This window comes from Phytohabitans sp. LJ34, assembly GCF_052068095.1.
GTDB lineage: Bacteria > Actinomycetota > Actinomycetes > Mycobacteriales > Micromonosporaceae > Phytohabitans.
In genome coordinates, this window is the sequence record NZ_JBQHDG010000002.1 from 327,414 (window position 1) to 341,267 (window position 13,854).

Here is a 13,854-nt window from a genome sequence, read left to right on the forward strand (position 1 = left end):
CGCTACGCCGTCTCGCGGGTGACCACATGTGAGGGGTAGGCGGTGACCGGTGGGACGCGGGCGCCGGTCAGCACCGCCGACGCCGCTCCCGCCGCGATGTGCTCCACCGGGTGGGTCGCGGTCGTCAGCGACGGCAGGCTCAGCGCGGCGAACGGGATGTCGTCGAAGCCGGCCACCGCCATGTCGCCGGGCACGTCGAGGCCTCGGGTGCGGAGCGCGGCGAGCGCGCCCAGCGCCATCGCGTCGCTGGTGGCGAAGACCGCGTCGGTGTCCGGCCAGCGGTCCAGGATCCGCTCCGCGGCCGCGCGGCCGGAGGCGGCCGTGAAGTCGCCCGGCACCAGGCGCACCGGCAGGCCCACCTCGGCCGCGGCGGCGCGGTACGCGTCGATCGGGCGCTGGGTGCACGGCATCCACCGCGGGCCGGTGACCATGGCGACGCGGCGGCGGCCGGTGGTGTACATGTGGTGGATCATCGCGGTGGTGGCGCCGCCGTTGTCGACGTCGAACGACGGGACGTCGCGCGAGCCCACCCCGATCGACGCCACCCGGCCGGCGAGGGCGGGTGGCATGGCGGCGAACACGGCGTCCGTGGTGTTCGCGACGATCAGCCCGCGCACGCCGCGGTCCTCGGCGAGCCGGCGCAGCACCGGGCCCGGGTCGTCCACCGGCAGCCACACCAGCGAGACGCCCACGTCGTAGGGCGCGCCGGTCTCCGCGGCGGAGCGGAGCACGCGGTCCACGTACGGGTCGTCGAGCACGGCGGGGGTGGCGCCGGCGATCGCGACCACGAGGCGGTAGCCGGCGCCGGTCTTGAGTGCGCGGGCGACCTGGTCGGGGGCGTACCCGAGTCGGTCGGCGGCGACCCGTACCCGGTCGCGGGCGGCGGGCGACGCGAAGCCGTAGCCGGCCAGGACCCGGGACGCGGTCGAGCGGGAGACACCCGCGGCGCGGGCGACGTCGTCCAACGTTGGTGCCATGAGAGAAATCATGCACCCGCTTGAGATGAGAACGCTCTCAGCGTTGTGATTCACCAATGCGCCCGCAGCACCCTCGCTACGTCATCGCCGCCCGCAACGGGGTCGCCGCGGCCTTCGGCCTCAACGGACTGGCGGTCGCGACGTGGTTCGCGCGGGTGCCGGCCGCCCGTGACGCGCTCGGCCTCACCGCGGGCGAGCTCGGCCTGCTCATGCTGAGCCTCTCCGCCGGCTCGCTGCTGGCCCTGCCACTGGCCGGCCTGATCGCGAACCGGCTCGGCACCGCCCGTACCGTCGCCGTCGCCGGCCTGGCGATGGCCGCCGGTCTGGTCGGGGCCGGCGTGGCCGCGGACGCCTGGGGTTGGGCCCCGGCGGTGGGTGCGGGGCTCTTCGCGATCGGCTTCGGCGCGGGCAGCTGCGAGGTCGCGATGAACGTCGAGGCGGCCGCCGTCGAGCGCAAGCTGGAGCGCACCATCATGCCGCGCTTCCACGCCGCCTGGAGCCTGGGCACCGTCGCCGGCGCCGGCCTGGGCGCGGCCGCCGCGCGGGCCGGCGTGCCGATCGCGGCCCACCTGGCGGTGATCGCGGTGGTAGTCGGCGCCGGCACGCTGGTGGCGGTCCGCTCCTTCCTACCGGACGAGCGGGCGGCCGCCGAGGGCGGCGCGAAGGGTGGCGGCCTGCTCGCCGCCTGGCGCGAGCCGCGCACCGTCCTCATCGGACTGCTGGTGCTGGTGATGGCGTTCACCGAGGGCACCGCCAACGACTGGCTCGCGGTCGCGTTCGTGGACGGGCACGGCGTGAGCGAGGCGGCCGGCGCGGCGAGCTTCGGCATCTTCGTGGCCGCGATGACCGTAGGCCGCACCGCCGGCACGCTGGCGCTGGACCGCTGGGGCCGGCTCCGGGTGCTGTGGACGACAATGGCGTTCGCCGCCGCCGGCGCCGCCGTAGCGGTGTACGCCGACTCCGTACCCCTCGCGCTCGCCGGCGTGGCCCTGTGGGGCCTCGGCGCCTGCCTCGGCTTCCCGGTCGGGATGAGCGCCGCCGCCGACGACGAGAACCGGGCGCCGGCGCGGGTGAGCGTGGTCGCGGTGATCGGCTACACCGCGTTCCTGGCCGGCCCACCGTTCGTCGGCCTGCTCGGCGACCGGGTGGGCGTGCTCCGCGCCCTGCTGGTCGTGCCCCTGCTGATCCTCCCCGCGCTAGCGCTGGTGCCCGCTCTCCGCCCACCCCGCACCCCGACACGAACCCCCGAACCCGTGAAGGCCGCCGTCGACTAGCTTTCGGCGTCGGAGTTGCCGCGCAGTGCATAACCATGCGACCCGTGCGCACCCTCAGAGCCCCTTCGCCGCCACCCATAAGCCAGTGGATCTAGAGACCTTTCGGGGTCAGGGTCGCCGCTCGTCGCGGCGTTGCTTCAAGGCAGATTTGCCCACGTCCGCGTCAGCGGCGGACCGTATGCTCCCGCGGGCACCGCTCCCGGCCGGCGGCTCGCAGCGCTCGCCGAAACCCCCGGCCGTCCACTGCCAGCTCCGCGAGACAAGCCCGAGCGGGTCTGCGCGGGGGCCTACCTGCGCCATCCTGACGCAGCGTAACCAGCCAAAGGGACCAGACTTCCCCGTCGCTTCCCGGATCGCCGATCCGGGAACAGACATTGTGGACAAACGTCGACCACCGCCTGGCGCGAGCTCCGTCACCACGCCCCCTTTCCTCCCGGCCGGTTGCGCGCAGGGTGATCGCGACCAACGGCGGACGGGTGAGGCCGCGGGAGCAACGGTCTGGACCACGACGGACATCGCGGTAGCTCAAATCTCTGTCCAAATAGGGGTCGAAGCCACCCCGACTCCGCAACCACCCACCAACAAACCGAACCAGCCGGAGACGGCCCGCCGACCCGCGCGTTCTCCGGCGGGAGCAGTGGTCCGCAGCTGACACGAACCGGGGCCATTCAAGCCTGAGGCACCGCGTTACCCCTCCTACAGACGTTGCTTCTGGACCTTGCCCATGTCGTTGCGGGGCAGTTCGGGCAGGAAGCGGACTTGGCGCGGCCGTTTGTGCGCCGACAGCTGGCTGGCGACGAAGCCGATCAGCTCGTCCGCCTCCACGCCGTCCGCCACGACGTACGCGACGATCTCCTGCCCCAGCTCGTCGTGGGGTGCGCCGACGACGGCGGCCTCGCGGACCGCGGGGTGGGCGAGCAGCGCGTTTTCCACCTCGCCGGCCCCGACGCGGTAGCCGCCGCTCTTGATGAGGTCGGTGGACGAGCGGCCGACGACGCGGTGCCAGCCGTCCGGGCCGACGGTGGCCACGTCGCCGGTGCGGAACCACCCGTCCTCCGTGTACGCGGCCGCGGTCGCGTCCGGCCGGTTCAGGTAGCCGGAGAAGAGCGTGGCGCCGCGGACCTGGAGCTCGCCCACGGCCTCGCCGTCGTGCGGTGCCGGCGCGCCGTCCTCGCCGACCAGGCGGGTCTCGACGCCGGCGATCGGCCGGCCTACCGCGCCCGGCCGCCGTTCGCCGTCGGCGCGGGTGGCGACGGTGATGAGGGTTTCGGTCATGCCGTACCGCTCGACCAGCTCGTGCCCGGTCAGCTCGCGCAGCGCCGTGAATACCGGCACGGCAAGGGCGGCGCTGCCCGACACCAGCAGCCGCGCCGGCACCAGCGCGCGGGCCGCCGCCGGGTCGGCCGCGACGCGGTGCCAGACGGTGGGTACCCCGAAGTAGAGGGTGCCGGCGGCCGCCGCGTACGCCTCGGGGCGGGGGCGGACCGTGTGCACCAGCCGGGAGCCGGTGCGGAGGGCGCCGAGCACGCCGAGGACGAGTCCGTGCACGTGGTACAGCGGGAGGCCGTGCACGAGCGTATCGCCGGCGGTCCAGGCCCAGGCGTCGGCGAGCCCGTCCAGGCCGGCGGCGATGGCGTCCCGGCTGAGGAGCACGCCCTTGGGCGCGCCGGTCGTGCCGCTCGTGTAGAGGACGAGCGCGGTCGCGCCGCCCGCCGGCCGCGCGGCGAACGACCCGCGCGCGTGGACGTCGACGCCGTCGAGGAGCTCAGCGCCCGCGTCGCCGAGGATGTGCGCGCGCTCCATCGGCCCCGAGTCGGGCGGGATGGGCACGACGGGGACGCCGGCGGCCAGACCGCCCACCACCGCCACGATCGTCTCCAGCGACGCGGTGGCGGTGACCGCGACGGCCGGCGCGCCGGCGACGCGGGCGGCGAGGGCGCTCGCGGCACCGGCCAGGTCGGACCAGGACATCGCGCGGTCACCGACCCGCACGGCGTCGGGACGATCTCCGAAACGCCCGGTGAGCGCGGGCAGCAGGTCCATGCGGGACACCCTAGGCTAGGGGGATGGCACGGAAACCGACCGTTGTCGACGTCGAGACCGGGCAGAAGAAGGTCTTCGCCTGGGCGGTCGACTGGCCGGGGTGGTGCCGTTCGGCCAAGACGGAGGAGGCGGCCCTCGCCGCGCTCGCCGACTACGTGCCGCGATACGCGGTGGTGGCGGAAAAGGCAGGGCTGACCTTCCCGAAGACGATCGGCGACACGTTCGAGATCCGGGAGCGGCTGCCGGGCGACGGCGGCACCGAGTTCGGGATCCCCAGCAAGATCTCGGCGGGCGACCGCGAGCCGGTGAAGGCGGCCGAGGCCACCCGCGCCGCCAAGCTGATGACCGCCGCCTGGGAGACGCTCGCCGAGGTGGCGGCGGCTTCCCCGGCCGAGCTGCGCAAGGGCCCGCGCGGCGGCGGCCGCGACCGGGACAAGATGCTCGACCACGTGGTCGGCGCCGAGCAGGCCTATGCACGGCAGGTCGGCATCAAGCACAAAACGCCCACCTTCGACGACGAGGAGGCGGTCGGCGCCCTCCGGGCCGACCTGCTGGCCCTGCTGGGCAAGCCGACCAAGGCCGGCGACGAGCCGAAGTGGCCCCACCGGTACGCGGTGCGCCGCATCGTCTGGCACGTGCTCGACCACGTGTGGGAGATGGAGGATCGGGCGGCCCCGGAGCTGGCACAACCCGAAGCTGGGCGCGCGGCGGCCGGCTCGGATTGAGCCGGCGTCCGGGGCCGAAGCGGCGGAGCGAGCCAGCCGGCAGAGTTCCACATCCCTCTTGAGGATGAGGCGTGACGGACGTCCTACCGCGCATGACGTAGCGCACAAACCAACTGGTGGTGGACGCCGAACGACGTTTCGCGAGAGATCATCGTTGTCATGAGTGCGGTAGCGCTGGCCGTGATCTTCGCGATCGCGTCAGCAGCGGCGTACGCGGCGGGGGCAGTGGTGCAGGAGCGACTGGCCGCCGAAGCTGTGCGCATGCCCGTCCTGGCGCTGCTGCGCCGGGGCCGGTGGTGGTTCGCGGTGGGTCTCAACGCGGCCGGCGGCGCGCTGCACGTCGCGGCGCTCGCCTTCGGCCCGCTCTCCCTCGTGCAGCCGCTGGGCGTGCTGACGCTCGTGCTGGCCTTGCCGATGGGCGCGGCACTGGCCGGCCGGCGCGTCTCGGCCCGCCACTGGCGCGGCGCCGGATACACGGTCGCCGGCCTCGTGGTGCTCCTGTTGCTGGTGAGCCCCGCGACCGGTGCCGAGGCGCTGACCGGGCGCGACGCCACCACGCTGGCCATCGCCGCCACCGTGACCGTGGCCGTCCTGATGGCCGCCGCCCGCCTGTCCCGCCCCCTGGTCGTCCGCAGCCTGCTCAACGCCGCCGCGTCCGGCGTGGCCTTCGCGGTCGCGTCCGCGCTGACCCAGACCGTCGCGCTGCGCACCAGCGAAGACGGCCCGCTCGCCCTGCTGAGCCCGCTCGCGCTCGTGCTCGCCGCGATGGCGGTCGGCGGCCTGCTGCTCTCCCAGATGGCCTACCGCCACTCCGGCCTCGGCGCGCCGCTCGCCACCGTCACCTTGGCCAACCCGATCGCCTCGGCGGTGATCGGCATGGTGCTGCTCGGCGAACGCTTCGTGGGCGGCACCGCCGGCGCGGCCGCCGCTCTGGCCGCGGCCGCGGTCGCCGCGCTCGGCGTGGTCGCCCTCGCCCAGCCCGACCGGTCGACGCCCCCGACTCCCCCTACGCCCAATCCCACGCCGGACCGCGAGCCCGCCCTGGTCTAGCTTCGGCCTCTGGATCCTCCTTGGACAAAAGATTCGGGCCTTCGGGGTCGGCCGCGGAGGCCGAGGTCACCCCCTACCCGGACAGTCTCTAGCCCTGGGGGGCTCGGCGTGTCAACGTAACTGCATGGGCACGGAGGTGGAGCGGCACGAGTTCAGCCGGGAGGACCGTGCGCGATACCGGCGCAAGGTGCGGCAGTGCCTGGACGTGTTCGCGGAGATGTTGCGGGAGTCGCGGTTCGAGTTCGAGCGGCCGATGACCGGGCTGGAGATCGAGCTCAACCTCGTCGACGAGCAGGCCGAGCCGGCGATGCGCAACGCCGAGGTGCTCGCCGCGATCGCCGACCCGGACTTCCAGACCGAGCTGGGGCAGTTCAACGTCGAGATCAACGTGGCGCCGCGCCGGCTGGCCGGTGACGGCACGGCCGGCTTCGAGCGGCACGTGCGCGGCAGCCTCAACGCGGCCGAGGAGAAGGCGCGCACGGTCGGCGCGCACATGGTGATGATCGGCATCCTGCCGACGCTCGCCCGCGAGCACCTCACGCTGGAGTCGCTCTCGGCCAACCCGCGCTACGCGCTGCTCAACGAGCAGATCTTCGCGGCCCGCGGCGAGGATCTCGACATCCGCATCGACGGGATCGACCGGCTGGCGGTGACCGCGGACACCGTGGCGCCCGAGGCGGCGTGCACCAGCACCCAGTTTCACCTCCAGGTGAGCCCCAGCCAGTTCGCGGCGTACTGGAACGCGGCCCAGTGTGTCGCCGGCGTGCAGGTCGCGCTCGGCGCCAACGCGCCCTTCCTCTTCGGCAAGGAGCTGTGGCGGGAGACCCGCATCCCCCTGTTCGAGCAGGCCACCGACACCCGGTCCGAGGAGATCAAGGCACAGGGGGTGCGGCCGCGGGTGTGGTTCGGCGAGCGGTGGGTGACCTCGGTCTTCGACCTGTTCGAGGAAAACGTCCGCTACTTCCCCGCGCTGCTGCCGGTCTGCGAGGACGACGACCCGGCCCGGACCCTGGCCAGCGGCGACATCCCGCAGCTGACCGAGCTGCGGCTGCACAACGGCACGATCTATCGATGGAACCGCCCGGTGTACGACGTGGTCCGCGGCCGGCCCCACCTCCGGGTGGAAAACCGCGTGCTCCCGGCCGGCCCGACGGTGGTCGACACGGTGGCCAACGGAGCGTTCTACTTCGGACTCGTGCGGGCGCTCGCCGAGTCCGACCGTCCACTGTGGTCGCAGATGTCGTTCAGCGCGGCGGAGGAAAACTTCCACGCCTGCGCCCGCCACGGCATCACCGCCACGGTCTTCTGGCCGGGCCTCGGCTACCTGCCGGTGACCGAGCTGGTGCTGCGGCGGCTGCTGCCGCTGGCCCGCGAGGGCCTGGACGCCTGGGAGGTCGACCCGGCCGAGCGCGACCGCCTGCTGACCATCATCGAGCAGCGCTGCCTGACCGGCCGCAACGGCGCGACCTGGCAGGCCGACTCCCTCCACCTGCTGGAAGACGACCACCACCTGGCGCGGCCGGACGCGCTGCGGGCCCTGCTCCAGCGCTACATCCCGCTGATGCACGAAAACACGCCCGTGCACGAGTGGCCCCTCGACTAGGTGCCCGCCGTCAACACCGCCTCGTCCACCGGTGCGATGACCGTCGCGCCGTCCGGTGCGACCGGGGTGAGGCGGACGGCGCGGCCACGGGCCAGGTCGTCGGCGGTGCAGATGTAGCGGTCGGTCACAATGAACTCCCACCACGGGTCGCGCGCGCACACCCGCCGCCCGGTCCGGTCGCTCCGCGCGACCAGCGCGGTGAAGGCCGGCCACGCCTCCTGCGTCACGTCCATCACCGCCGGGCGGCCGCCGGTGTACCGGTCGAGCGCGGCCATCACCGCGGGCATGTCCGGCACGTGCTCGGGCATCGTGTGCAAGGCCGGCGCGCGGCTGCCCACGCCGAGCGCCCCGATCACCACCGCCGTCACCAGCCACGCCGGCGCCCGCCGCGCGGACGGGAGGGACGCGGCGGCGGCCACCGCGATCCACAGCAGCAGCAGGGGTACCGCGCGGGTGAACTGCCCGACGTACGTGAAGCGCAGGTCGTCGACGGCGCGTGCCACGTACCCGACGAACAGGATCGTGGCCAGCGCGGCGGCGCACACGCCGGCGGCGAGGAAGCGGCGCGGCGGCCCGGGCGGCAGCCGGCGGGTGAGTAGCGCGGCGGCGCCGAAGAACGCGGCGGCGACCACCGCGCCCGCCGGCGTCCACGGCGCGTAGTAGCGGAGCACGTAGCCGGCCACCTCGCCCGCGGCGGGTGTCGCGTGCCCGCCGCCGTACCCGAAGTAGCGGGCGAACTCCCCCGGCCAGTGCAGCAGCAGGTTGAGCGCGATCGGCAGCGCGAAGACGGCGAGCACCGCAGCCGCGCCGAGCACCGCGACCCGCGCCTCACGCCAGGCCGGCCGGGCGGTCAGGAGTGACGTGGCCACCGCCGCGCCGGCGATCGCCGGGGCGAAGAGCAGGAAGCTGACGTGGCCGTGCACCAGCAGGCCGGCGGCGAGCGCGAGCGCGGGCAGGTGGCCGACCCGGCCGGCGGCGACCGAGGCGGCGGCGGTGAGCAGCAGCAGGAACGGCGCCACGTAGAGGTCGGGCATCCACGCCGAGGCCAGGATCGCCGGCTGCACCGCGAAGTACAGTACCCCGGCCGCGCCGCAGAGGGCGGTCACCGCCCGCGAGCCGGTCCAGCTGTGCACGATGGCCAGGCTGAGGCCGAGGAGTACCGAGTTGAGGGCAAGCAACGCCACCCACTGCCCGTTCCACGGGGTGGGTACGGCGCCGAGCAGGTCGTACAGCAGCCACTCGCCGAAGGCCTGCACGTAGAAGAACGCCGGGCCGGGGTGGTGGAAGCCGAGCCGCGAGTAGTTGCCGACCAGCAGGTCGAAGTGCTTGGCGTCGGCCGTGATGATCGAGTTGGCGGCGAAGTCGCCGCGCTCGTACACCACGCGGCCGAAGGTCACCGGGTTGCGCAGGAGCAGCAGCCCGAAGAGCGCACCCGCCGCGACGGCGAAGACGGCGGGTCCGCTGGTGCCCCGCCGTCTTCGTACCGCAGTGTCTTGCATCCCCGCTCCTTAGATCGGAGCGGATCGTATCGCGAGTTACCGCTGGTCGATGGGAACGTAGCTCCGCTCCGCGGCGCCGGTGTAGACCTGCCGCGGGCGGCCGATCTTGTTGGCCGGGTCGGACATCATCTCGCGCCACTGGGCGATCCAGCCGGGCAGCCGGCCGAGCGCGAAGAGCACCGTGAACATCTTCGGCGGGAAGCCCATCGCCTTGTAGATGAGGCCGGTGTAGAAGTCGACGTTCGGGTAGAGCTTGCGGGAGACGAAGTAGTCGTCGGCGAGCGCGATCTCCTCCAGCTGCATCGCCAGGTCGAGCAGCTCGTCGGGCTGGTGCATGCGCTCCAGCACGTCGCGGGCGGCCTGCTTGACGATCGCGGCGCGGGGATCGTAGTTCTTGTACACCCGGTGGCCGAAGCCCATCAGCTTGACGCCGGGCTCCTTGTCCTTGACCCGGCGTACGAACGACTTGACGTCGCCGCCGTCCGCCTTGATCTTGTCGAGCATCTCCAGCACGGCCTGGTTGGCGCCGCCGTGCAGCGGGCCGGAGAGCGCGTGCACGCCCGCCGAGACCGAGGCGAAGAGGTTGGCCTGGGCCGAGCCGACCAGCCGCACCGTCGACGTGGAGCAGTTTTGCTCGTGGTCGGCGTGCAGCACGAAGAGCATGTCGAGGACCTTGGCCACGACCGGGTCGACCTCGTACGCCGTCGCGGGCACGGCGAACGTCATGCGCAGGAAGTTCTCCACGTAGCCGAGCGCGTTGTCCGGGTACATGAACGGCTGGCCGATCGACTTCTTGTACGCGTACGACGCGATGGTCGGCACCTTGGCCAGCAGCCGGATCGTGGAGATCTCCACCTGGTCGGCGTCGAACGGGTCGAGGTGGTCCTGGTAGAACGTCGAAAGCGCGCTCACCGCCGAGGAGAGCACCGGCATCGGGTGGGCGTCGCGGGGAAAGCCGTCGAAGAAGCGCCGCAGGTCTTCGTGGAGCAGCGTGTGCAGGCGGACCTTGTCGCTGAACGCGTCCAGCTGCTCCGTGGTCGGCAGCTCGCCGTAGATCAACAGGTAGGACGTCTCGAGGAAGGTGGCGCCCTTGGCCAGCTCCTCGATGGGGTACCCGCGGTAACGGAGGATGCCCGCGTCACCATCGATGTACGTAATCGCCGAGGTCGTCGAGGCGGTGTTGACGAAGCCCGGGTCGAATGTGACGTACCCGGTCTCCTTCAGAAGCTTGCCGACGTCAATGCCTGAGGCGCCCTCGACCGCCTCGTGCACCGGCATCGGCAGCTGTCCGCCGTGGTGCTCCAGCTTCACAACCGTCATGGGGTGCCTCGCTTCGCCCGCAGATTCTTCGAGATTGCTTTTACTCAACCGTAATCCCTCCGGGCTTGATAGACCTGTGCGCATCTGCCGGTGAGGAATGCGTCACTAAGGCTTGTCCGATTCCTTCAAGACCCCTACCCGCCGGGGTCCTAGCGTGAGGGCCATGGCACCCAGAGCAGACGCGATCGGCCTCGTCGTGGCCGACATGAGCCGGTCCCTGTCCTTCTACCGCCGCCTCGGTCTGGAGTTTCCCGCCGGGGCGGAGTCCGAACCTCACGTGGAGGCCCAGCTGCCCGGCGGGCTGCGGCTGCTCCTCGACACGGTGGCGACGATCCACTCGTTCGACCCGGAGTGGCGCGCGCCCTCGGGCAGCCCGCGCGTCGGTTTGGCGTTCGCCTGCGACGGCCCCGCCGAGGTCGACAAGGTGTACGCGGACATGGTGGGCGCCGGGTTCGAGGGGCACAAGGAGCCGTGGGACGCCTTCTGGGGCCAGCGGTACGCGACGCTGCACGACCCGGACGGCAACGGCGTGGACCTCTTCGCCCCGCTGTCCTAGCGCGGCGCCGCCCGTCCTGGCGCGCGGCGGCGCTGTCCTAGCGCGGCGCCGGCGCCGGCGTGGCGCGCGGTTGTCGGGGGGCGCCGGTAGCCTCGGCTTGTGTACCACGAGCGGCCCTCGCGGCTGCCCGGCGCTTTCGTGTGGCGGCGCGCCGAGCGCGCGCCCCGCGCCGGGCGGGTGCTGCCCGACGGCTGCATCGACCTGCTCTGGTGGCAGGGCGACCTGATCGTGGCCGGCCCCGACACCATGGCGTACGAGTCGGTGCTGGAGGCCGGTGAGACGATCGTCGGCCTCCGCTTCGCGCCCGGCGTGGCACCGGCCGCGCTCGGCGTGCCCGCCGACGAGCTGCGCGACACGCGGGTGCGGCTGTCGGCGCTGTGGCCGGCCCGCGCGGCCCGGGAGGCCGCCGAGCGGGTGGCCGCCGATCCGTCACACGCGTTGGAAGACCTGGCCGAAGGCCGGCTGGCGGCGGCCGACGGCCCCGACCCGGCGGTGCCCGCCGTCGTGGCGCTGCTGCGGTCCGGGGCGCCGGTCGCCACCGTCGCCGACGAGGTGGGGATGAGCGAGCGGCAGCTGCACCGCAGGTCGCTGGCCGCGTTCGGATACGGGCCGAAGACGCTCGCCCGCATCCTGCGCCTGGGGCGGGCGCTCGACCTGGCCCGCGCCGGGAGGCCGCTCGCGTCGGTGGCCGCCGAGACCGGCTACGCCGACCAGGCCCACCTCTCCCGCGACACCCGCGCGCTGGCCGGCGTGCCGCTGGGCGCGCTCATCCGGCCCTGAGCGCGCCCCCGGCTCGGGGGCCGGGCGCCCCGGCTCGGGTGCTCATCCGGCCCCGCGGCGCCCTCCGCTTGGGGGCCGGGCGCGCTCATCCGGCCTTGAGCGCCCACACGGCGACGGCCGTCGCGGCGAACAGGGCCGCGGTGACCAGGCCGGTCGCGTGCAGCCCGGTGAGGAATACCCGGGTGCCGGGCGCGCCCGCCACCGCCCCGTACACGGCGATGCCCATGGCTCCCCCGGCCTGGCGGGCGGTGTTGTTGACGCCGGAGGCCAGCCCGGAACGTGCGGCCGGCGCGGCGCCGATCGCGGCCGTGACCACGCCCGGCGTGAGCAGCCCCAGCCCGACGCCCCAGGCGAGCAGCGCCGGGAAGAGCCGCGTGTACGGTGTGCCGGCCTCCCAGGTGGCCAGCGGGGCGACGCCGAGCGCCGCGACCGCGAGCCCGGCGACGATCGCGGGCCGGGGGCCGGTACGCGCGATGAGCCGCCCGGCCAGCGGCGCCAGCACGGCCAGCGGCAGGAAGAGCGGCAGCAGCGCCGCGCCGGCGGCCAGCGCGGAGCGGTGCTGCACCACCTGGAGGAAGAGCGTGAGCAGGAACAGCAGGCCGAGCGTGCCGAAGTTCATCAGACCGGCGGCGAGGTTGGCCACGGCGAACGTCCGCCGGCGAAACAAGCCCAGCGGCAGCATTGGTTCGGCGGCACGCGCCTCAGTCCACACGAACGCCACCGCCGCGGCCACTGCGACGACCACCACGGCCGGCTGACCCGCCACGGTCGCGAACGTCGCCGCCGCCAGCGCCACTGCCGCCAACACCGTGCCCGCGTAGTCGACGCGCTTGCCCGGCCGCCCCTCCTCGGCCGTCACCGCACGCGCGGTGACGGCGGCGGCGAGCAGGACGATCGGGACGTTCAGCAGGAAGACCCACCGCCAGCCCCAGGCCTCGACGAGCGCGCCGCCGACCAGCGGCCCGGCGGGCAGCGCCAGGCTGCCGACGCCGGCCCAGACACCGATCGCGCGGGCCCGTTCGCCCCGCTCCGGGAACGCGCGGCCGATGATGGCGAGCGTGCCGGGCAGCAGCAGCGCGGCGCCGGCACCCTGCACCACCCGGGCGGCGACGAGCACGCCGACGCCCGGGGCCAGCCCGCAGGCCAGCGACGCCGCGCCGAAGAGGCCGAGGCCGAGCAGCACGATCCGTCGGTGGCCGCGCAGGTCGCCGAGCGCGCCCGCGGCGAGCAGCAGGGCGGCCAGCGCGAGGGCGTACCCGTCAACCACCCACTGGAGCCCGGCCACACCCGCGCCGGTCCCGGCCTGGACGGCCGGGAGCGCCACGTTGACCACGGTCACGTCGAGCAGCACCAGGAAGTACCCGGCGCACATCGTGACCAGGACGAGCCGGCGCGCCCGCCCGCCGCCGGTCACCGACCGCCGCCGTACTCCTCGTCGCTGATCTTGTCGCCCCACTCGGACTCGGGCTCGTCGCCGGCGGGTGCCTCCCACATGGCCAGGTGGGTCATGAAGTGGTCGGGCGCGGCGCCGTGCCAGTGCCACTCACCGGGCGGGGTGTGCACCGTGTCGCCGGCGCGGATCTCGAGGATTTCGCCGCCCCGCGCCTGCACCCGTCCGACACCCTCGGTGACGTGCAGCGTCTGCCCCACAGCGTGGCGGTGCCAGGCGTTACGGGCGCCGGGCGCGAAGCGCACCGCGTTCACCCTGATCCGCGACGCCCCCTCGCCCCGCGCGATCACATCCACCCAGACGTCGCCGGTGAAGCGCTCGGCCGGCCCCTTCACCGTCGGCTCCTTCTTCACGATCTCCATCGTCCATCTCCCTCTCGGTGCGGCAGCGCTCCTCCATGGCGCGGTACCCATCGGCGGCCCGTTCCAACGGAAGTGTCAGGCCGAACACCTTTCCAGGGTCGATCGGCTCGGGCGGGAAGCGCCCCCCGTGGCCGGAGAAGCAGGTACTGGCAGGACCGCTCAGCTCGCGCCGCGCGGACGTAGCGTGGGATCTTGCACAGCAAGGAGGACGTGCG

The 13,854-nt window shown here is 73.7% G+C and carries 12 protein-coding genes; 6 read left to right on the top strand and 6 right to left on the bottom strand.

The annotated features are described in order from the left end of the window. Window positions 1-2 precede the first annotated feature (2 nt). Window positions 3-977 carry a LacI family DNA-binding transcriptional regulator gene (locus ACTMTJ_RS04495; RefSeq protein WP_441214765.1) on the bottom strand — a complete coding sequence of 325 codons (975 nt, stop codon included), beginning with the start codon at window positions 975-977 and terminating at the stop codon, window positions 3-5. 56 nt (window positions 978-1,033) lie between these two features. Between ACTMTJ_RS04495 and ACTMTJ_RS04500 the strand changes: the two genes are divergently transcribed. Then, window positions 1,034-2,251 (top strand): MFS transporter, encoded by a 1,218-nt coding sequence (locus ACTMTJ_RS04500; protein WP_441214766.1) that lies wholly within the window; start codon window positions 1,034-1,036, stop codon window positions 2,249-2,251. Window positions 2,252-2,947: 696 nt separating this feature from the next. Here ACTMTJ_RS04500 and ACTMTJ_RS04505 read toward each other — a convergent pair. Next, the gene (locus ACTMTJ_RS04505) at window positions 2,948-4,294 is read right to left on the bottom strand and encodes an acyl-CoA synthetase (RefSeq protein WP_441214767.1); all 1,347 of its coding nucleotides are present in this window, start codon (window positions 4,292-4,294) and stop codon (window positions 2,948-2,950) included. A 23-nt stretch (window positions 4,295-4,317) separates the two neighbouring features. Between ACTMTJ_RS04505 and ACTMTJ_RS04510 the strand changes: the two genes are divergently transcribed. From ACTMTJ_RS04510 to ACTMTJ_RS04520, 3 genes are all read left to right on the top strand, one after another. Beyond that, window positions 4,318-5,019, top strand: coding sequence for a hypothetical protein (locus ACTMTJ_RS04510; RefSeq protein WP_441214768.1), 702 nt, complete (start codon window positions 4,318-4,320; stop codon window positions 5,017-5,019). A 159-nt stretch (window positions 5,020-5,178) separates the two neighbouring features. After that, the gene (locus ACTMTJ_RS04515) at window positions 5,179-6,069 is read left to right on the top strand and encodes a DMT family transporter (RefSeq protein WP_441214769.1); all 891 of its coding nucleotides are present in this window, start codon (window positions 5,179-5,181) and stop codon (window positions 6,067-6,069) included. 124 nt (window positions 6,070-6,193) lie between these two features. Continuing rightward, a complete protein-coding gene (locus ACTMTJ_RS04520) occupies window positions 6,194-7,672 on the top strand; it encodes a glutamate--cysteine ligase (RefSeq protein ID WP_441214770.1) in 1,479 nt (492 codons plus the stop codon). On the opposite strand, the gene ACTMTJ_RS04525 is transcribed toward ACTMTJ_RS04520, so the two are convergent. Next, complete coding sequence (locus ACTMTJ_RS04525) at window positions 7,669-9,171, bottom strand: hypothetical protein (protein WP_441214771.1); 1,503 nt, start codon at window positions 9,169-9,171, stop codon at window positions 7,669-7,671. The genes ACTMTJ_RS04520 and ACTMTJ_RS04525 overlap by 4 nt on opposite strands. 36 nt (window positions 9,172-9,207) lie before the next feature. Next, window positions 9,208-10,491 (bottom strand): citrate synthase, encoded by a 1,284-nt coding sequence (locus ACTMTJ_RS04530; RefSeq protein ID WP_441214772.1) that lies wholly within the window; start codon window positions 10,489-10,491, stop codon window positions 9,208-9,210. A 163-nt stretch (window positions 10,492-10,654) separates the two neighbouring features. Between ACTMTJ_RS04530 and ACTMTJ_RS04535 the strand changes: the two genes are divergently transcribed. Together ACTMTJ_RS04535 and ACTMTJ_RS04540 are read left to right on the top strand one after the other, a co-directional pair. Further along, window positions 10,655-11,047 carry a VOC family protein gene (locus ACTMTJ_RS04535; RefSeq protein WP_441214773.1) on the top strand — a complete coding sequence of 131 codons (393 nt, stop codon included), beginning with the start codon at window positions 10,655-10,657 and terminating at the stop codon, window positions 11,045-11,047. Window positions 11,048-11,146: 99 nt separating this feature from the next. Continuing rightward, window positions 11,147-11,827, top strand: a complete 681-nt coding sequence (locus tag ACTMTJ_RS04540; protein WP_441214774.1) for a helix-turn-helix domain-containing protein — start codon at window positions 11,147-11,149, stop codon at window positions 11,825-11,827. A gap of 85 nt (window positions 11,828-11,912) precedes the next feature. On the opposite strand, the gene ACTMTJ_RS04545 is transcribed toward ACTMTJ_RS04540, so the two are convergent. Then, window positions 11,913-13,241 (bottom strand): MFS transporter, encoded by a 1,329-nt coding sequence (locus tag ACTMTJ_RS04545; protein ID WP_441214775.1) that lies wholly within the window; start codon window positions 13,239-13,241, stop codon window positions 11,913-11,915. After that, complete coding sequence (locus tag ACTMTJ_RS04550) at window positions 13,238-13,639, bottom strand: (R)-mandelonitrile lyase (protein WP_441214776.1); 402 nt, start codon at window positions 13,637-13,639, stop codon at window positions 13,238-13,240. Before ACTMTJ_RS04550 ends, ACTMTJ_RS04545 begins: the two co-directional genes overlap by 4 nt. Between the last annotated feature and the right edge of the window lie 215 nt (window positions 13,640-13,854).

What these genes read in the sequence shown, in the direction of transcription:
- ACTMTJ_RS04495 (WP_441214765.1), bottom strand. Translation starts at nt 977, where the DNA reads ATGGCACCAACGTTGGACGACGTCGCCCGCGCCGCGGGTGTCTCCCGC.
- ACTMTJ_RS04505 (WP_441214767.1), bottom strand. Translation starts at nt 4,294, where the DNA reads ATGGACCTGCTGCCCGCGCTCACCGGGCGTTTCGGAGATCGTCCCGAC.
- ACTMTJ_RS04535 (WP_441214773.1), top strand. Translation starts at nt 10,655, where the DNA reads ATGGCACCCAGAGCAGACGCGATCGGCCTCGTCGTGGCCGACATGAGC.
- ACTMTJ_RS04510 (WP_441214768.1), top strand. Translation starts at nt 4,318, where the DNA reads ATGGCACGGAAACCGACCGTTGTCGACGTCGAGACCGGGCAGAAGAAG.
- ACTMTJ_RS04550 (WP_441214776.1), bottom strand. Translation starts at nt 13,639, where the DNA reads ATGGAGATCGTGAAGAAGGAGCCGACGGTGAAGGGGCCGGCCGAGCGC.
- ACTMTJ_RS04515 (WP_441214769.1), top strand. Translation starts at nt 5,179, where the DNA reads ATGAGTGCGGTAGCGCTGGCCGTGATCTTCGCGATCGCGTCAGCAGCG.
- ACTMTJ_RS04500 (WP_441214766.1), top strand. Translation starts at nt 1,034, where the DNA reads ATGCGCCCGCAGCACCCTCGCTACGTCATCGCCGCCCGCAACGGGGTC.
- ACTMTJ_RS04520 (WP_441214770.1), top strand. Translation starts at nt 6,194, where the DNA reads ATGGGCACGGAGGTGGAGCGGCACGAGTTCAGCCGGGAGGACCGTGCG.
- ACTMTJ_RS04530 (WP_441214772.1), bottom strand. Translation starts at nt 10,491, where the DNA reads ATGACGGTTGTGAAGCTGGAGCACCACGGCGGACAGCTGCCGATGCCG.
- ACTMTJ_RS04525 (WP_441214771.1), bottom strand. Translation starts at nt 9,171, where the DNA reads ATGCAAGACACTGCGGTACGAAGACGGCGGGGCACCAGCGGACCCGCC.